The following is a 19,537-nucleotide window of genomic DNA, read 5'->3' on the forward strand; positions in this document are numbered from 1 at the left end:
GTCATCCTTCGGAGTACGACGATCATGCCAGAACGCAAGCGACGCACCCAGGCGCAACGCACCTTCGAGACGACATCGAGCCTGCTTGAGGCGACGCTGTCGTGCATCAAGGACAAGGGGCTGATGAACACCTCGACGACGGAGGTGGCGCAGCGGGCCAGCGTGTCGCGCGGGGCGCTGCTGCACCATTTTCCGACCAAGGAGGCGTTGATGGCCGAGGCGCTTCGGTCGCTGCTTTTGCGCGAGGCGGAGGAGGCCGAGCGCAAGGCAAGGTCCGTGGTCGAGGAGAGCCTGACCATCGACCAGTTCATCGACTTCGTCTGGGAGCGGTTTTCCGGCGATCTTTATATGGTATCGATGGAGTTCGTGAACGCCGCGCGCACCGATCCGAAGATCAAGGCGGCGCTTGTGCCGGTCGCGCAGGAATTCAACGACGCCTACTTGCGGATCTGGGAAAAGATCGCGGGCCGGTCTCTGGATCCGGCAACGCAGCGCCGCCAGAAGGTGGAGATCACCGCGATCATGTGCCTGGCGCGCGGCATGGCCACGCAGACGATCTGGCGCGACGAGCCGGAGCTTTTCCGCGAGACCATCGATTATTGGAAAGAGCTTTTGAAGCTGTCGCGCGGTGTGGCAGCCGGAACAGGTGCTTCATGACCGCCTCTGCCGATCCTGAGACCGGCCCGGGCGACACGTTTCTGGATCGCGCGATCCTGGGACTGAACCGGGGGTTCGTGGTGCTGGCCTCGGTCGCGCTTTTGCTGATGATGCTGCATGTCACCGCCGAGGTGGTGGCGCGCGCGACCGGCTGGGTGACGCTGATCGGGACGCTGGAGATCGTGTCGTATTACTACATGATCCTGCTGGTGATGCTGCCGATGGGCTTTGTCGAGTTGCGACACGAGCATATCCGTGTCGATCTTTTCGTGCAGATGATGCCCGACCGGGTGCAGTTCGCGCTGTATCTGCTGAGCTGCATTATGTGCATTGTCTTCTTCGCCATGATGTTCCGGCAAAGCTTTATCGATGCGTGGAATTCGACGGAGCGGAAGGAAACGATCATGTCGAATTTCATCTTCTACATCTGGCCCAGCCGCTGGGCGCTTCCGATCGGCTTTTTCGGCCTGCTTCTGGCCTCGGCCTGCAACCTGCTGAAATCCATCCGCCAAAGAAAGGCCCTTTGACGTGGACAACACGACCATCGGAGTGATTGCCGTCGGTGTCACGCTGCTGCTGATTGCGCTGCGGTTCCCGATTGGCGTGGTGCTTGGGCTGGTGTCCATCGTGGGCATCGCAGAGCTGACGAATATGCGCATCGCGTGGGGCGTCGTGTCGGCCACGCCTTTCGATTTCATCGGCCAGTGGGAGCTGACCGCCGCGCCGATGTTCCTGTTCATGGGATATCTCGCCACGGAGGGCAAACTGACCAGCGGGCTTTTCGGCGCGCTGCGCCTGTTTCTGGCGCGGCTGCCCGGGGGGCTTGCGATTTCGAGCGTGGGCGCGTGCACGTTTTTCGCCGCCGCGTCCGGATCGAGCGTGGCGACGGCGGCGGCGATGTCGCGCATCGCCGTGCCCGAGATGTTGAAGAACGGCTATGACAAGGGTCTGGCCACGGGCACGATCGCGGCGTCGGGCACGCTGGGCTCTCTTATTCCGCCGAGTGTTCTGCTGATCCTGTACGGGGTCTACGCGCAGGTGTCGGTCGGACAGCTTTTCATGGCGGGGTTCATTCCCGGCCTTGTCTCGGCGCTGCTTTACGCGCTGATGATCATGGTTCGGGTAAAGGCGCAGCCGGGCCTGGCCGGTCAGGTGAGCCTGCAGGCCACCCGCGCGGAAAAGATTGAGGCGCTCAAGGAGATCTGGCCACTGCCCACGCTGATCCTGCTGGTTCTGGGCGGGATTTTCAGCGGCTATTTCTCGCCCACGGAGGCGGGCGCGCTGGGCGCGTTCTTCGCGCTTTGCATCGCGCTTTTGCGCCGCTCGCTTGATTGGGAGGGGTTCCGCGCGGCAGCGGTCAATACGCTGCAAAGCACGGCGTCGATCTTTCTCATCCTGATCGGGTCGGTGCTGTTCACCAAATTCCTGGCCATGTCGCGGCTGCCGACCGCGTTTTCTGAGATGATCCTGTCGGTCAGCGACAGCCAGTGGTGGATTCTGTTCGCGGTGGCGCTGATCTATCTGGTGCTGGGGATGCTGATCGATTCCATCGGTCTTTTGCTGCTGACGCTACCGCTGATCCTGCCGCTGGTGGATGCCGCGGGGATCGACGCGATCTGGTTCGGGATCATTGTCATCAAGCTTTTGGAGGTGGGGCTTGTGACGCCGCCCATCGGGCTAAACGTCTACGTCATCAAGGGGGCGCTGGGCAATCTTGTAACCTTGCCTGAGGTCTTCCGCGGCGTGAGCTGGTTCATCCTGATGGATATCGTGGCGCTGCTGCTCATCGTGCTGATCCCGGCGATGTCGCTGTGGCTGCCATCGCTTGTTTACAACTGATCCGACCGGAGGCCCGAAGATGACGTCCTTTTCCAATGCCGATTACGCCAAGCGGTCCTATGGCGAGATCCCCGTGGGCTATGGTGCGCGACCCGGCATCGTCGTCGTGGACTTTCAGAAAGCGTTTACCGAGGATCGTTTTCCGCTGGGAGGGGCGCCACTGATCATGCGGGGGCTGGAGAATACAGCGCGGCTGCTGGAGGTGGCGCGGCGCAACAACATCCCCGTTGCCAGCTGCTATACCGCCTACAAAGACGAGGGCGACATGCCCCACTGGAAGATCTCGGCAGTCCGCGAACAGTTCCGGCACGAACATCCCGGCTCCGAGCTTGATCCGGCGATCTATGACCCGGACTATGACGTGAAGGTCTGCAAGACCGGCCCGTCGATCTTTTTCCAGACGCCCGTCGTGCCGTTCTTCATCCGCCAGCGCGTGGACACGGTGATCGTGACCGGCTGCACCACCAGCGGCTGCATCCGCGCGTCGAGCATCGACAGCTTCCAATACGGGTTTCGCACCATCGTGCCCGAGGATTGTGTCGGCGACCACGAAGAGCAGCCGCATCTCGACAATCTCCGCGACATCTCGCGCCGCTATGTCGATCAGACCACCTCGGACGAGGTGATCGACTATTTCGACCGCGTGGGTCGCCGGAACGCGTAATCCGCCCCGCAAGACAAAAGGAATACCCATGACTATGCAGATCATCCGCAACGCCCGCATCATCGACGGTGCGCAGGACCGTCCGACCGACCCGATGGACATCGTGATCGAGGACGGCGTCTTTCGCGAGGTTGCGGAACAGGTGTCCGTGACCTGTGACGACGAAATCGACGCCAGCGGGCACTATGTGCTGCCCGGGCTCATCGACTGTCACGTGCATGTCATCGCCACCACCGCCGATCTTGGCGCCAACGCGGCCTTGCCGAATTCGCTGCTGGCCTATCGGGCCATGGGCCTGATGAAGAACATGATCCTGCGCGGGTTCACCACCGTGCGCGACCTTGGCGGTGCCGATATCGGTATTGTCGATGCCATCGAGGAGGGTCTGCTGATCGCGCCGCGTCTTGTGATCTGCGGCAAGGCCCTGTCACAGACCGGCGGACACACCGATTACCGCGGGCCCTACAACCCGCGCAGCGCGGCCTTCTACCGCGACCAGATCGGGTCGATGGGCCGGATCGTGGATGGGGTCGACGAGATGCGCCGCGCGTGCCGTGAAGAGATCAAGGGCGGGGCCAAGTTCATCAAGCTGATGGCCAATGGCGGGGTGTCGTCCCCCACGGACCCGATCGGGTTTCTGGGTTTTTCGGTCGCGGAACTTGAGGCCGCCGTGGAAGAGGCCGCGAATGCCGAGACCTACGTGGCCGGTCACCTTTACACCGACGAGGCCATCAGCCGGGCGCTGGAGGCGGGGTTCTATTCCATCGAGCACGCCAATCTGATCAAGCGTGAGACCGCCAAGCGCGTGGCCGAGAAGGGCGCGGTCGTGGTGCCCACGAATATCACCTACGAACTGCTTGGGACGCGGGGCGCCGATTTCGGGCTGCCGCCGGAATCCGTGGCCAAGGTGGCCGATGTGCGCGACGCAGGCCTGGAGGCGCTTGGATTGCTGCACGAAGAGGGCGTTCTGATGGGCTACGGGTCGGACCTTCTTGGAGGGATGCAGCAATACCAATCCGGCGAGTTCCCCCTGCGCGGTCGGTTCCTTCCGGCGCATGACGTGATCCGGTCTGCCACGCTCGACGCGGCCAAGGTGCTGCGGATGGAGGGGCAGGTCGGCACCATCGCGGCAGGCGCTTATGCGGACCTGATCATGATGGAGGGCAACCCCCTCGAAGATCTTTCGCTTCTGGATGGCCAGGGCGAGAACATCGCGGCGATCATGAAGGATGGCCGGTTCATCAAGCGATCCTGACGCCGGCCACTTGCGGCGGTCATCGTGCGAAAAGCACGGAACGGGCGCCCGTCCACGGGGCGCCCGATTGCGTTTTTATCCGGCCGGGGTCAGATCGCAGACGATGGCCGTCGCGGGCGTGTCGCCGCGATTGTAAAACCAATGATCGGTATCACCGTCCTCGACGATGCCGTCGGTGCCACCGGCGGAATAGGTGGTCTCACCCTCGGGGCGGCCTTCGACCCAGTCGCCGGAAATCACCTTGACGAGGCCGGGGCGGGTTGCGTGATCGTGCTGGGCAATCTGCCCGCCGGGTTCGATCGTGATGGCGCGCAGCTGCATGAAATAGCCGTCAAGCCCGGTCTGGCGCTTGAGCATGTCGGCTTCGATCCGGCCGAGCGCCTCGACGGCGAGGCCTTTGTGCTCGGTCGGGCCGCTGGCGGAGGCGAGGGCGAAGCCGGTCGCGAGACCGGCGAGCGTGCAGGCGGTTGCGATGAGGGTTGGTCTGGTCATGCGATCCTCCGGGAGCGTTTTGAAATTACGTGGGATTAGCGTAGGGTGAGGACGCAAGACCCGACAAACGAAAGGAATTTACCAGTGGGTGAACCGAATTCACCTGTCGCGAAGCGCAAGCTGCCGCCCTTTCCGGCGTTACGGGCCTTTGAGGCCGCGGCACGGCTGGGCGCATTCAAGGACGCGGCAGAGGAGCTTTGCGTGACGCCCTCTGCGGTCAGTCACCAGGTCAAGGTGCTGGAGACCTTCGTGGGCCGCGCGCTTTTCGAGCGGGAAACCCGCGCGGTGCGGCTGACGCGCGACGGGCGCGATTACCTTGAACTGGTGGGTCCCATCCTTGATGCGCTGGACGCGTCGACCCGGCGCGTAGCGGGCGAGGCGGCGACGGGGGTGCTGCATCTGCACATGACCGAGGGCTTCATGAAACGATGGCTGATGCCGCGCCTGGGACGGTTCATGACGGCGCATCCCTCGATCGAGATTCGCATGGAGCGCTGGATGCCCCCAACGGAGTTCCGGGGCGGGGCGCCGGACGTGATCGTGCATTGGGGCGATGCCCCGGTGCCCGGCGTCGAGGTGACGCCGTTCCTGAGTTCCAGCCGCATCCCGCTTTGCAGTCCGGCCTATCTGCGGGCGAATCCCGATCTGACCCGGCCCGAGGCGTTGCTGAAGAAGGTTCTTTTGCGCGACGAGGTCGAGGATGGCTGGCCGGAATGGTTCGGCCTTCTGGGGCGCGCGCGTGAGTGCCCGCGGGGCGGGCCGGTCTTTGCCCATTGTGAATTGTCCACCTGCGCGGCGGAGAACGGTCTGGGTGTCGTGCTGGGCTACAAGCACATGATCGGCGAGACCCTGTCGCGCGGGACGCTGGTGGCGCCCTTCGAGATCGAATCGCCAACACGCACGATCTATTCCATCGCGGTCGAGGCGACCCGGATGCATGAGCCGAAGATCGTCGCGTTCCGCGATTGGGTCCTCGATGAGGCGATGTTCGACCGTCTGCCCGGAGCACGGGTGCTCAACGCAGCCCAATAGGTGCGCGCCCTCTTGCGCGGAGGGGCCGAACCCGGCACAGTCGTAGACAGAGGTGCCGCCGGCCCGCAAGGTTCGGCGGAGAATTGGGAAGCCGGTGCAAACCCGGCGCTGCCCCCGCAACGGTTAGTCCGGGGGATACCGCAGGATGCCACTGGCCGGACACGGCCGGGAAGGCGCGGTATCCGATCCCGGCGAGCCCGGAAACCAGCCTCTGGACGACGTCAAGCCGCGGGGCGCGGTGCGGGCGGATGCACTGGCCCTTCTGGCCTGTGTCTTTCCTCCGCACGGGTACTCCGCCCCAAGCCGGTCCGGGGTGGGACCGAAAGGAGGGGACAATCATGACCGTGACGCGAATTGTCGAAGGTCTGGAGCGCAGCGAGGCGACAGGCCCCGCGGCGCAAGACGCTGCACGGCTGGGATTTCTGGAATGGGTGTTCGCGCATCCCGGTCAGGTGACCGCGCAGACGATCCGGGCCGCGCAGGCCGAATTGAGCGCGTGCCCTATGTCGAGCGACGCGGCCTGCGCCTTTGCGGACGTGCTGCGCCAGGCGGCGCCGGGCCTTCACGCGCCCGGGCGGCGGCGGGTGCGGCGGCACAGCTGATGCGTAAAAGAAAAACGGCGACGCCAGGGAGGAGGAGAGGCGCCGCCGTTGGTCACGTCGGGCCCCAGGGAGGAGGAGAGGAACCCTTCGCGTCTCGCGGGCCTCGAAGCAGGCCCGGTATTTATGGCGGCATCCCCAAGGGAGGAAATGCGGGGCTGCCGCCGTCACAGATGCCAAGGGAGGAGGAGTGGCATCCGATCCATGTCTCGGTTCGTTGAGACAAAGATAGGTGAATGCTGCAACTGCACAATACCCCTCTGCGCAATGCTGCCATGCAGAAAACGCATATGGGATTCTGACTTGATATCAGGCGCTTGAGCCGCTTTTTTGGGCGAAATGCGAACGAAAATACCCGCTGGTCGCGAGCTTGGTTTCCTGTTTGAAACAGCTCGTGACGGGGTTTTATGAGATCGCGGAAGGATTTGGCGATGAGCGACATTCTTGGGCAGGTACGGGCCGAATTGGACAAGCTGGATTTGCCCGATGGCGGCACGCTGATCAGCCGGGATATGGTACGCGCGCTGCGAATCGAGGCCGGTGAGCTGAGTTTCGTGATCGAGGCGCCGAATGCCGAGATTGCGCGGATGATGGAGCCGCTGCGCGCGGCTGCGGAGCGTGCAGCGCAATCCGTGCCGGGCGTGGCCGTGGTGCGGGTGGCGCTGACTGCGCCCACCGCCTCGAAACCGGCGCCGCAACTCAAGGTGGGCGGGCACCCCAAGGGAGGGCAGAGCTCGATCCGGCCGGCGGGCATCAAATCCATTCTTGCCGTGGCGAGCGGCAAGGGGGGCGTCGGCAAATCGACGGTCTCGGCCAATCTGGCGGTGGCGCTGGCGCGGGCGGGGCGGCGCGTTGGGCTTCTGGATGCGGATATCCACGGGCCAAGCCAGCCGCGCATGCTGGGCGTCGAGGCGCGGGTATCGAGCCCCGATGGCGAGACGATTGAGCCGATGCGCGCGCATGGCGTCACGCTGATGTCGATTGGGCTGATGATGGAGGCGGGAAAGGCCGTGGTCTGGCGCGGGCCGATGCTGATGGGCGCGCTGCAGCAGATGATGAGCCAGGTGCGCTGGGGTGAGCTTGACGTGCTGATCGTGGATCTGCCACCGGGCACGGGCGACGTGCAGTTGACGCTGTGCCAGCGGGCCGCGCCCACCGGTGCGCTGGTGGTGTCGACGCCGCAGGACGTGGCGCTTCTGGATGCGCGCAAGGCGATGGACATGTTCCGCACGCTGAAAACGCCGATCCTGGGCCTGATCGAGAACATGTCGCTGTTTCACTGTCCCGAATGCGGGCATGAGGCGCATATCTTCGGCCATGGCGGCGTCGCGGCGGAGGCCGAGGCGCTGGGCCTGCCGCTTTTGGCGGTGCTGCCGATCGACCTCGAGACCAGGATCGGCGGGGATGAAGGCCGGCCCGTTGCGGCGGGTGCGGGGCCGGTGGCAGAGGCCTATGCGCGGCTGGCCGAGAGGCTGGTGGCGGGCGGCATGGCCTGAGGCCGCTTTTCACTGACGCTGCGGCTGCTAAGCTGTGTGTTCAAACCAACAAGAGGTGAACGATGACCCCGCAGACCGTGCCCGATGCCGTGTTCCATACCCGCGTGCGCAATCCCGAACTGGGGGGCGACAACCCGTTCGAATGGAAAACGCTGCGCAGCGCCGACGTCTTTGCAAGTCGCCGCGTCGTGCTCTTTGCCGTGCCGGGCGCCTTTACGCCGGCCTGTTCGGACAGCCACCTGCCGGGCTATGAGCGCCATCACGACGCCCTAGTCGCGCAAGGCATCGACAGCGTGGTCTGTCTGGCGGTCAACGACGCCTTCGTGATGTATCAATGGGCATTGTCCCGCGATATCTCCAAGGTGATGATGCTGCCCGATGGGAATGGTGAATTCACCCGCAAGATGGGCATGCTGGTCGAGCGGACCGGGCAGGGCATGGGCATGCGCAGCTGGCGCTACGCGATGCTGGTCGAGGATGGATGCATTACCAAGATGTTTATCGAGCCGGGATTTCGCGACAACCCGCCGGGCGTGCCGCTGGAAGTGTCGGGCGCGGAAACGATGCTAGCCTGGCTGGAGTCGGACGACAGCGCGGCGTGAGACGCAACCACCGTTACGGTGGTCTCAGAGCGCGTTAACACACCATTGATATTTCCCTTTGCCACTGGGTGCGGCCAGAGCGGCGCGCCTATCGGCTGGCAATTTGTGATGTCGGGGCATGCGGGCGCCCGGCGCGGAAAGGGGAATTCATGAACAAGGCAATCACCGATGGTATCGTCTTTCGGCCGCCGGCTTTCGGGCAGGGGCTCGACATGTGGTCGAGCGGCGACGGCACGCCGGGCTCGGACACCTATGCGGCGGCGTTCAACGCGGCCTTCGTGCCGGCCGATCAGGATTTTGGCGGCGCGCTGGAACTGCAGAAGACCGATACCGTGCAAAAGCTGCGTTACATGGGTGAGACGCCAATCCTGCCGGGCTGTTACCTGCAGATCCGCGCGCGTGTAAAGGCGGTCGCGGGCAACCTGCCAACCGTCCGCATCGCGGCCTGGGCCGGGGGCGCGGGCGGTGCGGCCGTGACCGGCGTGACCCTGACCGGCCCGGCGGTTAGCCTGACGGGCTATGGCGATGTCGTGGAGGTGAGCGCCATCGTCGGTACCGGCAATCGCGGTGGCGTCGACATGGTCTGGGGCCGCGAGGCGCTTTACGGGCATTTCGGTCTGGATCTGACCGGGCCCAATGGCGGCGTGGTGCGGATCGACGATCTCGACATTGAGGACGTCACCAGTGTCTTCCTGCGCGATTACGTCACGGTCGTGGATGTGCGCGACTATGGCGCGGTCGGCGACGGCGTGACCGACGATCATGCCGCGTTCGAGGCGGCGGACGCTGCGGCCAACGGGCGCGAGGTGCTGGTCTCGGCGGGAACCTATTTCCTGGGCGACAGCGTGACCTTCCAGTCGAAGGTGCGGTTCGAGGGTTCCGTTGTCATGCCGGTCGACAAGATCCTGGAACTGACGAAGAATTACGATTTGCCGAGCTATGTCGAGGCGTTCGGCGGCGACAACGAGGAGGCGTTCAAGAAGGCCTATCAGGCGCTTTTGAACAATCCCGATCACGTGGAACTGGACATGGCGGGGCGCAAGGTGCAGCTGCGCGCGCCCATCGACATGCAGGCGGCCGTGGCCAACCGGACCTTCTATGCGCAGCGCCACGTGATTAAGAACGGGCAGATCTCGGTCGTGCCGGGCCCCAATTTCGACGTCGAGGTGGCGACGTCGCAGGCGACCTACGATCCAGACGACCCCAAGCGGCTTACTAATGTCGTCAACGTGGCGAATATCAAGGTGGGATCGCTGATCGAGGGCAACGGCGTGGGCCGCGAGATCTATGTGCGCGAGACCAATGTCGGGGCGCAGACGATCACGCTGAGCCATCCGCTTTATGACGCCGCGGGCACCCAAGTCTACACCTTCCGTCGCTTCAAATATATGTGGGATTTCAGCGGCTTCGATCAGATTTCGCGCTGTCTTGTGCAGAATGTGGAATTCCAGTGCGGGGGCGATTGCAGCGGGGTGCTGCTGCCGCCGACCGGCAAGGGCTTCATGTTCCAGGACTGCTTTTTCACCCGCGCCCGCGAACGCTGCATCACCAGTCACGGCGAGGGCGATCAGGGCATGATGATCGACCGCTGTCAGTTCGTGTCCGACGAATCCTCGAAACTGGTGACCGAGCGCACGTCGATCGGAATCAACACGAACGGCAACGACCTGAAGGTGCGCAACTGCCGGATCACCTTCTTCCGCCACTTTGCCATCATCGGCGGATCGAGCACGATCTTCTCGGGCAACCACATGTTCCAGGGCGACAGCGCCGATCCCGGGCCGCGACTTGCGGGGATTGTTCTAACGCGCACCAACAACCGCGCCACGATCACCGGCAACTACATCGACAACTGCACCATTGAATGGTCCAACGAATACGATCACCAGCCCGGATTTTCGAGCGAGTTTTCGTTCTCGTCGCTGTCAATCACCGGCAATATCTTCCTGTGTTCGAGCGCGGTGCCGTCCTTCAACTTCCTGAGCGTGAAGCCGCACGGGCCGGGCCATTTCATCAGCGGTCTTGCGGTTACCGGCAACACCATTCGGGTGATCGACGGGGTGCTTGATCGGTTCGAGGGTATCGACACCACCTTTGCCACGATGAATTTCGAGCGATTCAAGAACATCAAGTTCAGTGACAACATCTTCCACAACGTGCGGGACGAGGTCGAAAACCCGCTGGTGCTGGAACATACCGAGGCCAGCGTGCAGCGCGCCTGGACCGTGGCGCCCAAGCCGAAACTGGCCTTCGGCGCGTGGCTTCAGCATGTGGAGTCGCTGATCCCGTCGGGGCCCATTCGCGATGCGAATGACGAGCCGCATTACGGCATTCCCTACTACGACAGCAAGCAGGGGCCGAACAATGACGAGGTGGTGTTCCGTTGGGAGAAGCCGGTGCGCGGGTCTGTCGTGCTGCGGGTGCGGATCGACGATCTGATCTGATCGCTCAGAACTCGTGCCAGAGGCCGAACTTGATCTTGACCTCGGAGAGTTCCACGATCCCGGCCGTCACCCCGATTTCGAGGTGGCGGTCTGGGCCCAGAGCGAAGACGTAGGAGGGCGCCAGTTTCGCATAGGCATCGCGCGTCGAGGGGGCGCCGGTTTGCAATTGCAGCAAAATCATGTGGCCGTCGCGCGGTTTTAGCCCGAGCGTGACATCGGTTTCCAGCACGCCGTCGAACCCGTCCGAGATCTGTGCCCGGCTGTCGACCGCCAGCCATCCGGCCATGTCGCCCAAGGTCAGTCCGCGCCCGTAGGCGACCCCGGGGCGCAGCGCGAACCTGTCGTCCACCGTGCCGAGACCGAATTCCATCGCCCAGACACCGGGACCGTCGCCAAGAGCGAGCGGCCATCGCAGAAATCCGATCGCCTTGGTGACGTTTGCCTCGTCGCCGCCCAGATCGAGACCAAGCGTCAGATCGGAGCCCATCCCGTGTTCGGCGTAAAGCGTGCCGAACCCGCCGGTGCCATCGGTAATCCCGCTTTCGAACTCCAGTTCCACCGTCACGCTGACAAAGCTGGTGCCTTCGGCACGCGGCCAGGCCCCGGCGCTGGCCTGAGCGGCGAGCAAGGACAGGATGACGACAAGACGGAGCACGGACCGGCACCTCCCAAGCTCACCTTTGCGTAATCTTGGTTAACCATCGCTTAACGAAACTTCGGTGGGCGCGATCGGCTTGTCCGGCGTCTACCTGATGCACTGAAGACCTTTTGGATGTGACGGCTGTTGCCATGTTCCATGTCCGCCACCGGTGATCGCCGGTATCGAAGGGAGGTCGACGGCGAAAGTCGCGCTAAGTTAAGATCATGCTGTTTGCGTGGATCGGAATCTATCTCGTCGCCTGGGCCTGTGCCTATGTCGCGGTATACAAGGCACCCGGTCGTGCGGGATTTTGGATATTTTACCTTTTGAGCGTGACGCTTGGTCCGGGTCTTTTCGGCGGGTTGGCGTTTCTGCTTTACAAGACAACCGAACGCGGCGTCGCGCAAGATCTTGCGCAGTTCGTGATCGCCGTGGGTGCGGTTGTGGCGGCGCTGGTCTACCCGGTTAAATTCTGGCTCTGTCGTCGCAGGGCACGCCGCTGAGCGTTGGTAGGTTCCGATCAGTCCAGCGTATCGCGCGGCACCGCGACCAGCCCGAGTTGACGGGCGGCGGCCATCGACAGAATGCCCGAGTCGAGCCCCTGTGCCTTTTGATAGGCACGGATCGCCGCGCGCGTGCGCGCATCGATTTGGCCGTTGATCATCCCCTTGTAGTGCCCCCGGGCCTTGAGGGCTCGCTGGACCGAGGCATTGAATTCGGGCGTGTGATCGGCGGCGCAGGGCGTTTCAAACCACGTCTCCTGCCGTTCTTTCACGATCATCTGGCGGGTTTCCGTCTTGTAGATCGCGGGTTCCGCAAGAGTGCCGTCGCTGCGCAGTTCGGCCGGCTGGAGCAGGATCTGTTCGGTCACGGTTTCCACCACGGCCGGGCTGATATCCTTGCCCCAGCACTGGCCCGGGGCAGCGCCGGGCGGCGCGGTGTCGAGGCGCTGTACCAACTCGGGCTCGGTGGACAGGGGCAGGGGCGCGCCACAGCCCGACAGGCCGGAAACGGCGAGAAGCACGCCTGTGGCGGCTATGGGGAAAGAAACGATGCGCATCTGCTCGGGCCTCGTGGGGCATGGCCTTGTGGCTCTTGAGCGAGAGTTTAGCCGGTTTGAGCGTCGCGCGAAAGACTTGTCTGCGGCATCAGCAGCCGGTCGAGCAGGGGCGAGATATCCTCGATCGTCTCGGCCACAACGTGGACCACGCCCGCCTCGCGCTGGATCCGCCCGGTGACGCGCAAAAGCCGTCCGGCGATCACCGCGCGGCGGTAGGTCTCGTAAAGGCTGCGCCAGACCACCACGTTTGCCACGCCGGTCTCGTCCTCGAGCGTGAGAAAGATGACCCCCTTCGCGGTGCCGGGACGCTGGCGCAGGATGACGAGCCCCGCCACGGTGACGCGGGCACCTGCGGGGGGTTCATCCAGCCGGGCGGCGATGAGGGCGGCGGGGGGGCGCGGCCAAGAAAGGGTTGAGGGCGCGCGGGCCATGGCGGTGACGATCTGCATAAGAACAAAAATAGAACATGAGGGGGTTTCCGCAACTCTTTTCGCGCGGTTGCCGCAATTTGACTGGCGAACGGCAGATCCCTTCGCTAAGTCCCCCGGGGAAGTTTCGAGGCGAGAGGACGCAAGTCATGGCGAAGATCACCTATATCGAACACAACGGCACCAAGCACGAGGTCGAGGTGGCCAACGGCCTGACCGTGATGGAAGGCGCGCGCGACAACAACATCCCGGGCATCGAGGCCGATTGCGGCGGCGCCTGCGCCTGCTCGACCTGCCACGTCTATGTCGACCCGGCCTGGATCGACAAGCTTCCGGCGAAAGAGGACATGGAGGAAGACATGCTCGACTTCGCCTATCAGCCCGATCCTGAGCGCTCGCGCCTGACCTGCCAGCTCAAGGTGACCGACGCGCTGGACGGTCTGGTGGTGCAGATGCCGGAAAAGCAGATCTGAGCATGACCGGTGCGCGGCGTCCGCCGTCGCGCGTCTGGCCGCGTTGGGCTCGCCGCGCGGGGCTGACGCTGGGCCTCTGGCTGGCGGCGCCCGGAGTGGGCCTCGCGCAGGAGATCGTCGCGGCGCAGTATGCCCAGCCCACGACGCGCTACGCCCATGGCGTTCTCGGCGACGCGGTGGAATGGGGCGCGCTGCGGCTCGATCTTGCGGATGGCCGGCGCCGCACGTTCACCTTGCCCGACACGCTGGTCTTCGAGGATACCGCGCCACGGCTGGCCGATCTCGATGGTGACGCCGCGCCCGAGGTGATCGTGGTCGAATCGAGCCTGACGAAAGGCGCGCGGCTCGCCATCTACAGCGCCCAGGGCCGGATCACCGCCACGCCCCATATCGGCCAGCGCAATCGCTGGCTTGCGCCACTTGGCGCCGCGGATCTCGATGGCGACGGGCATGTCGAGATCGCCTATATCGACCGCCCGCATCTGGCCAAAACCCTGCGCATCTGGCGCTTCAGGGACTGGCAGCTGACCGAGATCGCACAGCGCTCCGGCCTGACCAATCACCGGATCGGCTGGGATTTCATCGCCGGCGGCATTCGGCGCTGCGGTGATATCCCGGAGATCGTCACTGCCGACGCCACCTGGACGCGCATCATCGCCAGCCGCCTTACCGCGCAGGGTCTCGAAAGCCGCGATCTCGGACGCTATAACAGCTCTGTGAGCCTGACCGCGGCGCTCACCTGCCGCTGATCTTCATCTGGCCAGAAATACCTCGGGGAGTGCGAGGGGCAGCGCCCCTCGCTCCGGTCGGATTTTGCACCGCAAAATTCGATCCTCAAGTGAGCGCGCGCCAGCCGATATCGCGCCGGTAAACCCCCTCGGGCCAGTCGATCTTATCGACCATGGCATAGCACCGCTCGGCGGCCTCCTTGAGGCTGTCGCCGCGGGACGTCACGTTGAGCACGCGGCCCCCGGCGGCCACGATCCGGCCCTTGTCCTCGGCGGTGCCGGCGTGGAACACCATGTGAAAACTGTCCTCGGCGCAACGATCCAGGCCCTTGATTTCGCTGCCCTTCTCATAGGTGCCGGGATAGCCGCTTGCCGCCATCACCACGGTCATCGCGTGATCCTCGGCCCAGTTCACCCGGCAGTCGGCCAACCGTCCCTCGGCTGCGGCCTGCAGCAGGTCGAGCACCTGCCCGCCCAGTCGCATCATCAGGACCTGACACTCCGGGTCCCCGAACCGCGCATTATACTCCACCAGCCGCGGCGCGCCATTCTCGATCATCAGGCCAGCATAGAGCACGCCAGTGTAGGGCGTGCCTCGGCGCGCCATTTCCCGCAGCGTGGGGCGGATGATCTGCTGCAGCGCCTTTTCGGCCACCGCATCGGTCAGGATGGGCGCGGGGGAATAGGCGCCCATGCCGCCGGTGTTGGGGCCGGTGTCGCCTTCGCCCGCGCGCTTGTGGTCCTGCGCCGTGCCGATCGGCAGGGCGGTCTCGCCGTCGCAGAGCACGAAAAAAGACGCCTCCTCGCCGGTCATGAATTCCTCGATCACCACCTCGGCCCCAGCACAGCCGAAAGCCCCGCCGAACATGTCGTCGATGGCGGCCTCGGCCTCGGCCACTGTCTCGGCGATGATCACACCTTTGCCGGCGGCCAGGCCGTCGGCCTTGACGACGATGGGTGCGCCCATGCTGCGCACATGCGCCTTGGCGCTTTGCGCGTCGGTGAAGTGCCCGTAGGATGCCGTTGGCGCGCCTGCCGCGTCGCAGATCTCCTTGGTGAAGCTCTTGGAGGCCTCGAGCCGCGCCGCCGCCTTGGACGGGCCGAAGACCAGAAAGCCCGCATCGCGCAGACGGTCGGCCACGCCGGCGGCCAGTGGCGCCTCGGGGCCGATGATGACGAAGTCGATGGCGTTGGCCTCGCAGAAGTTCACGACCGCCGTACCGTTCTCGATCTTCAGGCTGGCGCATTCGGCGATCTGCGCGATCCCCGCGTTGCCCGGCGCCACGATGAGCTTGTCGCATTTGGGGTTCTGCATCACCGCCCAGGCCAGGCTGTGCTCGCGTCCGCCTCCGCCGAGAATGAGAATGTTCATCGCTGCCCTTTCGATCCTTCCGCCGCTGCCCTGTCACCGGCACGTCATAGAGGTAAGATACGGCTTATCGGGTGGTCTTGGGCGTGGCAAGACCGCTCCCGTGGCGTCCCGACAGGATAGGCCGGAATGATCGAAACGACATATCTCGTGACCAAGGCCCCGGCCCAAGAGGGCAAGCATTTCGTACATGCCGAGAGCTGTCAGGTCCGGCCCGATCAGGAGATGGTCGAGCTGGGCGTTTTCGGCGACTGCCAAACCGCGGTGGCCGAGGCGGCGAAGACCTATGCGCCGCTCAATGCCTGTGCGCTTTGCTGTCCCGAGTGTTATATCAAGAGCGACGATCCCGAGGACAGCTTGGCCTAGGGTGGTTTTCCCCGCTCCGCGCTTCGCCTAAGCTGACGCGCGAAGCAGCGACACGAGGCAGGCATGGACCTTTTGGACGACGCGCCGGGCAACGCGCCGGAATTTTCCGTCTCGGAGCTTTCGGGCGCGATCAAACGCATCATCGAGGGCGAATTCGCGCATGTGCGAGTCAAGGGCGAGGTGGGTCGTGTCTCGCGGCCGCGCTCGGGGCATCTTTACCTCGATCTCAAGGACGACCGGTCGGTTCTGGCCAGTGTCATCTGGAAAGGGGTGACTGGCCGTCTGAGCGTCCAGCCCGAGGAGGGCATGGAAGTGGTGGCGACGGGGCGCCTGACCACGTTCGCCGGGCAGTCGCGCTATCAACTGGTGATCGAGGATCTCAAGCCTGCCGGCATGGGCGCTCTGATGGCGATGCTGGAAAAGCGGCGCGCGGCGTTGGCTGCCGAGGGGCTTTTCGCCGCCGAACGCAAGCGGCGTCCACCGTTTTTACCCGAGGTGATTGGCGTGATCACTTCGCCGTCGGGCGCGGTCATCCGCGATATCCTGCACCGATTGCGCGACCGGTTCCCGCGCAAAGTGCTGATCTGGCCCGTGGCCGTGCAGGGCGAGCGCTGTGCGCCCGAGGTCACCCGCGCGATCGAAGGATTCAATCGGCTCGCACCCGGCGGCGCGCTGCCCCGGCCCGACCTGATCATCGTGGCGCGCGGCGGTGGGTCGATCGAGGATCTCTGGGGGTTTAACGAGGAAAGCGTTGTCCGTGCGGCAGCAGCGTCAGAGATCCCGCTGATCTCGGCCGTGGGACACGAGACCGACACGACGCTGATCGACCATGCCGCCGATTTGCGCGCGCCGACGCCCACGGCGGCGGCGGAACTGGCGGTGCCGGTACGGCTCGACCTTTTGAACTGGTTCGACGCGCAGGGGGCGCGGCTTTTGCAGGCGCTCTCGGGACAGGTCCGCGCGCGCGATCAGCGGTTGCGGGATCTGTCGCGCGCGTTGCCGCGTCCCGAAAGCCTGACCGAAAGCGCGCGTCAGCGGCTCGACGTGGCCGGGGACCGGCTGCCTCAGGCTTTGCGCGCGCTGGTCCGGACGCGTGAACTGCAGCTGACGCGCAGCGCCGGCGTGCTGCGGCCCGGTCTTTTGCGCAGCGGGCTTGAAGCCGAGCGCCGGCGGCTGGCAAACACGGCGGCCCGGCTCAATATCGGCGCTCTGCAGCGGGATACCGCGCAGAAACGGCGCGATTTCGACCGGATCGTTGCGCAATTCGCCCGGGCAGGCGCGCGGCAGGTCTCGGGACTGCGCGAAAAGCTCGACAGTACCGACCGTCTGCGCGAGACGCTGGGCTACAAGGCGACCTTGCAACGCGGATACGCCGTCGTGCGCGGCGATGGTGCGGTAGTGACGACACAAGCAGCGGCGGAGGCGGCGCTGGCGCTGGAAATCGAATTCGCCGACGGGCGGCTGACGGTCGGCGGCGGGTCTGGTGGTGGTCCGTCGGGCGAGGGCACGCCGAAGCCGAAAAGGTCCAAATCCGGGGCGCCGAAGCCCAAGCCGCCGGAGCAGGGCAGTCTTTTCTGAGCCGGGATCACGCGGAGTCCGCGCGGGCCCAATCCTCGATCCAGTTCCAGCCGCCCAACGCGTCGATCAACGGCTGCAACTGCGTTCTATACGGCGTCCATTTGTTGAGCGCGCCTGTGGAGATCGGCGCTCGCACTTGTGTGAGTGAGGCGGTGCCGACAATGCCTGCGCGCCGTTCGGGCGAAAGACAGGCCGAATCCCAGTCGAGCCCAACATGCATAAGAAGTGCCCGGATTTGCGGCTCGGGCGATGTGACAAGCGCGCGGAAGGATTGACGCCGGAACGCGGGCCCAAGCGCCGTGGCATAATGGGCGGCGGCGCGATAGGCGGCCCGGGTCATGTGTCCGATCGTGTCCAGCCGATGCGAGAACGGGTGCGCGGCATGGAAATTGGTGGTGAAATTGGACAGGCCCGTATCGAGAGGATGGCGTGACAGGAAGATTATGCGAGCGTCGGGAAAGAGCCTGCGCGCGAGGCCCAGCTCGAAAAGATTGAGCGGTGTCTTGTCGATCAGAACCTGGGGCGGGGGCGTGGTGCGCCGGGCCATGTGCATCGCGAGATTCTGTGCGCGAAGGTCCCGGTCATCGGGCGCATCGGAGGCGCGGGCGCGGTCTGTCAGCCGTGCCAGTGCGGGACTTTCGCCCAGGCTTTCGGCTTGTGGATGCTGCGCAAGAATACTTTCGACCAGCGTCGTTCCCGAACGCGGCAGGCCGCAGATGAAGACAAGGCGTGGTTCATCTTTACCGGCGGTTCGCGCCGGACCGGCCGGAGCCTCGCGGCAGAGTGCGTCCACCCTGTCGTCGACCGCCGCCGCGTCGTAGCGGCCCGGCGACAGCGCCCTTGCCCGCGTGAAGTGGCGGAAGGCGGCGGCGTCATGTCCGGCGTGGCCTTAGATCCGTCCGAGCGCGTTGCACGCCGTGGCGCGGGCGGGCCGTGACGCATGGCGGTCGGCGGCGATCTTGCGCAGGCTGGCCGTGCGCGGGCTTGATTTGGAAAATGGTGTCAGACGGTTGAGCGCGGCCAGCGCTTGGCCTCCCGGGGTTTGTGGCGCAGCGCGGTCTCGAAAGCGGCCTGCGCGCCGGCCTGATCGCCCGCGGACAGCGCCATCGCACCCAGCTTGCCCCAGGCAGGCGGGTCTGTGCCAAGGTGATTGGCGGTCAGATCTGCAAGCTCGATCGCCGTGGCCGCATCGCCGAGCGCCCAGTCGCAGCTTGCCATGTCGTCCCAGATCGCCGGATCGGGCGGCAGGCGGCGCGACAGGTCGATCAGCGTCAAGAGTGCGGGTTTGATCGCGCCGTCGGCGATCTGGCGGGCGATGGCGGGGCGAAGGGCGTCGTAGCCGGGCGAGAGAGCGGTCTGGGTCATAGTCGCAAGCTAGACCCGGGGCAGTGAAGAAACCGCTAAGCGCCCTTCAGACGCCGATTTCCGGCCCCAGGCACATGAGTGGCTCATCCGTGTTTTCGACCTCGTAGAGCATGGTTTGTGCGGGGTCGTTGCGAAACTGGGCGATCATCCCGCCCGCGCCACGCCGGAAGCTCCAGCATTGCGGGTCGGATTTGTTTTCGTAGACGAAGCAGATCAGGCCGGCCTCTTCGTACCAGTATCCCTCCTGGCATTTGCCATCGAGAAAGGACCAGCGCACGCGGCGGTCGTCTAGATACTCTTCCGCGCCGTAGGGCGCGCCGTTGGATCCGTAATAGAACGTTTTGCCGCGCGTGTAGGCATCGAATTCGGCCGCGTTCATGCCGGGCTGCGCCTGTGCGGGTGCGAACCACACGATACTTAGTGCGAGAAAGGCGATAAGACGGGTCATGA

At 64.7% G+C, this 19,537-nt stretch carries 23 protein-coding genes and 1 riboswitch; of the genes, 15 read left to right on the forward strand and 8 right to left on the reverse strand.

Features of this window, described 5'->3' with window-relative positions:
• Positions 1 to 24: 24 nt before the first annotated feature.
• From EZV60_RS02375 to EZV60_RS02395, 5 genes are read left to right on the forward strand one after another with little or no spacing between them, the layout of a single operon-like run.
• Entirely contained in the window at positions 25 to 657 is a 633-nt protein-coding gene (locus EZV60_RS02375; RefSeq protein WP_135501747.1) for a TetR/AcrR family transcriptional regulator, read from the forward strand.
• Entirely contained in the window at positions 654 to 1,184 is a 531-nt protein-coding gene (locus EZV60_RS02380; protein ID WP_135501748.1) for a TRAP transporter small permease subunit, read from the forward strand. The genes EZV60_RS02375 and EZV60_RS02380 overlap by 4 nt, the downstream gene beginning before the upstream one ends.
• A 1-nt stretch (position 1,185) precedes the next feature.
• On the forward strand, positions 1,186 to 2,496 hold the full coding sequence (locus EZV60_RS02385; RefSeq protein ID WP_135501750.1) for a TRAP transporter large permease: 1,311 nt from the start codon (positions 1,186 to 1,188) through the stop codon (positions 2,494 to 2,496).
• Between the two features lie 19 nt (positions 2,497 to 2,515).
• Complete coding sequence (locus tag EZV60_RS02390; RefSeq protein WP_135501752.1) at positions 2,516 to 3,160, forward strand: isochorismatase family protein; 645 nt, start codon at positions 2,516 to 2,518, stop codon at positions 3,158 to 3,160.
• A gap of 28 nt (positions 3,161 to 3,188) precedes the next feature.
• The gene (locus EZV60_RS02395) at positions 3,189 to 4,415 is read left to right on the forward strand and encodes a metal-dependent hydrolase family protein (protein ID WP_245306173.1); all 1,227 of its coding nucleotides are present in this window, start codon (positions 3,189 to 3,191) and stop codon (positions 4,413 to 4,415) included.
• A gap of 75 nt (positions 4,416 to 4,490) precedes the next feature.
• On the opposite strand, the gene EZV60_RS02400 is transcribed toward EZV60_RS02395, so the two are convergent.
• Complete coding sequence (locus EZV60_RS02400) at positions 4,491 to 4,907, reverse strand: cupin domain-containing protein (protein WP_135501756.1); 417 nt, start codon at positions 4,905 to 4,907, stop codon at positions 4,491 to 4,493.
• An 84-nt stretch (positions 4,908 to 4,991) separates the two neighbouring features.
• On the opposite strand from EZV60_RS02400, the gene EZV60_RS02405 reads away from it, so the two are divergent.
• The 5 genes from EZV60_RS02405 (at position 4,992) to EZV60_RS02425 (ending at position 11,080) form a co-directional block, all read left to right on the forward strand.
• Complete coding sequence (locus tag EZV60_RS02405; RefSeq protein ID WP_167853443.1) at positions 4,992 to 5,939, forward strand: LysR substrate-binding domain-containing protein; 948 nt, start codon at positions 4,992 to 4,994, stop codon at positions 5,937 to 5,939.
• Between the two features lie 34 nt (positions 5,940 to 5,973).
• A riboswitch (cobalamin riboswitch) is annotated at positions 5,974 to 6,166 on the forward strand.
• 111 nt (positions 6,167 to 6,277) lie between these two features.
• The gene (locus EZV60_RS02410) at positions 6,278 to 6,541 is read left to right on the forward strand and encodes a hypothetical protein (RefSeq protein ID WP_135501760.1); all 264 of its coding nucleotides are present in this window, start codon (positions 6,278 to 6,280) and stop codon (positions 6,539 to 6,541) included.
• A 428-nt stretch (positions 6,542 to 6,969) separates the two neighbouring features.
• On the forward strand, positions 6,970 to 8,034 hold the full coding sequence (locus EZV60_RS02415; RefSeq protein WP_135501762.1) for an Mrp/NBP35 family ATP-binding protein: 1,065 nt from the start codon (positions 6,970 to 6,972) through the stop codon (positions 8,032 to 8,034).
• 62 nt (positions 8,035 to 8,096) lie between these two features.
• Positions 8,097 to 8,636 (forward strand): peroxiredoxin, encoded by a 540-nt coding sequence (locus tag EZV60_RS02420; RefSeq protein WP_135501764.1) that lies wholly within the window; start codon positions 8,097 to 8,099, stop codon positions 8,634 to 8,636.
• 149 nt (positions 8,637 to 8,785) lie between these two features.
• Positions 8,786 to 11,080 (forward strand): glycosyl hydrolase family 28-related protein, encoded by a 2,295-nt coding sequence (locus EZV60_RS02425; RefSeq protein ID WP_135501766.1) that lies wholly within the window; start codon positions 8,786 to 8,788, stop codon positions 11,078 to 11,080.
• A 4-nt stretch (positions 11,081 to 11,084) separates the two neighbouring features.
• Here EZV60_RS02425 and EZV60_RS02430 read toward each other — a convergent pair whose 3' ends face one another.
• Positions 11,085 to 11,735, reverse strand: a complete 651-nt coding sequence (locus EZV60_RS02430; RefSeq protein ID WP_135501768.1) for a hypothetical protein — start codon at positions 11,733 to 11,735, stop codon at positions 11,085 to 11,087.
• 209 nt (positions 11,736 to 11,944) lie between these two features.
• Here EZV60_RS02430 and EZV60_RS02435 point away from each other — a divergent pair, with 209 nt between their 5' ends.
• A complete protein-coding gene (locus EZV60_RS02435) occupies positions 11,945 to 12,223 on the forward strand; it encodes a hypothetical protein (RefSeq protein WP_135501770.1) in 279 nt (92 codons plus the stop codon).
• Between the two features lie 17 nt (positions 12,224 to 12,240).
• Here EZV60_RS02435 and EZV60_RS02440 read toward each other — a convergent pair whose 3' ends face one another.
• Both EZV60_RS02440 and EZV60_RS02445 read right to left on the reverse strand, forming a co-directional pair.
• Entirely contained in the window at positions 12,241 to 12,780 is a 540-nt protein-coding gene (locus EZV60_RS02440) for a peptidoglycan-binding domain-containing protein (RefSeq protein WP_135501772.1), read from the reverse strand.
• 47 nt (positions 12,781 to 12,827) lie between these two features.
• Complete coding sequence (locus EZV60_RS02445) at positions 12,828 to 13,211, reverse strand: OB-fold nucleic acid binding domain-containing protein (RefSeq protein ID WP_245306174.1); 384 nt, start codon at positions 13,209 to 13,211, stop codon at positions 12,828 to 12,830.
• Between the two features lie 146 nt (positions 13,212 to 13,357).
• Between EZV60_RS02445 and EZV60_RS02450 the strand changes: the two genes are divergently transcribed.
• Together EZV60_RS02450 and EZV60_RS02455 are read left to right on the forward strand one after the other, a co-directional pair.
• The gene (locus EZV60_RS02450; protein ID WP_135501775.1) at positions 13,358 to 13,681 is read left to right on the forward strand and encodes a 2Fe-2S iron-sulfur cluster-binding protein; all 324 of its coding nucleotides are present in this window, start codon (positions 13,358 to 13,360) and stop codon (positions 13,679 to 13,681) included.
• Positions 13,682 to 13,683: 2 nt separating this feature from the next.
• Positions 13,684 to 14,430, forward strand: a complete 747-nt coding sequence (locus tag EZV60_RS02455; RefSeq protein WP_135501777.1) for an FG-GAP repeat domain-containing protein — start codon at positions 13,684 to 13,686, stop codon at positions 14,428 to 14,430.
• Between the two features lie 85 nt (positions 14,431 to 14,515).
• Here the strand turns inward: EZV60_RS02455 and purD are convergent, their stop codons facing one another.
• The gene (gene purD / locus EZV60_RS02460) at positions 14,516 to 15,781 is read right to left on the reverse strand and encodes a phosphoribosylamine--glycine ligase (RefSeq protein WP_135501779.1); all 1,266 of its coding nucleotides are present in this window, start codon (positions 15,779 to 15,781) and stop codon (positions 14,516 to 14,518) included.
• 126 nt (positions 15,782 to 15,907) lie between these two features.
• Between purD and EZV60_RS02465 the strand changes: the two genes are divergently transcribed.
• Together EZV60_RS02465 and xseA are read left to right on the forward strand one after the other, a co-directional pair.
• On the forward strand, positions 15,908 to 16,144 hold the full coding sequence (locus tag EZV60_RS02465; protein WP_135501781.1) for a hypothetical protein: 237 nt from the start codon (positions 15,908 to 15,910) through the stop codon (positions 16,142 to 16,144).
• A 63-nt stretch (positions 16,145 to 16,207) separates the two neighbouring features.
• Positions 16,208 to 17,722: an exodeoxyribonuclease VII large subunit gene (xseA, locus tag EZV60_RS02470; RefSeq protein ID WP_135501783.1), complete on the forward strand. Its 1,515-nt coding sequence runs from the start codon at positions 16,208 to 16,210 to the stop codon at positions 17,720 to 17,722.
• 7 nt (positions 17,723 to 17,729) lie between these two features.
• Here the strand turns inward: xseA and EZV60_RS02475 are convergent, their stop codons facing one another.
• From EZV60_RS02475 to EZV60_RS02485, 3 genes are all read right to left on the reverse strand, one after another.
• Positions 17,730 to 18,515 (reverse strand): sulfotransferase family protein, encoded by a 786-nt coding sequence (locus tag EZV60_RS02475; protein WP_167853444.1) that lies wholly within the window; start codon positions 18,513 to 18,515, stop codon positions 17,730 to 17,732.
• Between the two features lie 209 nt (positions 18,516 to 18,724).
• A complete protein-coding gene (locus tag EZV60_RS02480) occupies positions 18,725 to 19,087 on the reverse strand; it encodes a hypothetical protein (protein ID WP_135501787.1) in 363 nt (120 codons plus the stop codon).
• Between the two features lie 46 nt (positions 19,088 to 19,133).
• The gene (locus EZV60_RS02485) at positions 19,134 to 19,535 is read right to left on the reverse strand and encodes a hypothetical protein (RefSeq protein ID WP_135501789.1); all 402 of its coding nucleotides are present in this window, start codon (positions 19,533 to 19,535) and stop codon (positions 19,134 to 19,136) included.
• Positions 19,536 to 19,537 lie beyond the last annotated feature (2 nt).

Source organism: Roseovarius aestuariivivens (genome assembly GCF_004761875.1).
GTDB classification, from domain to species: Bacteria; Pseudomonadota; Alphaproteobacteria; order Rhodobacterales; family Rhodobacteraceae; genus Roseovarius; species Roseovarius aestuariivivens.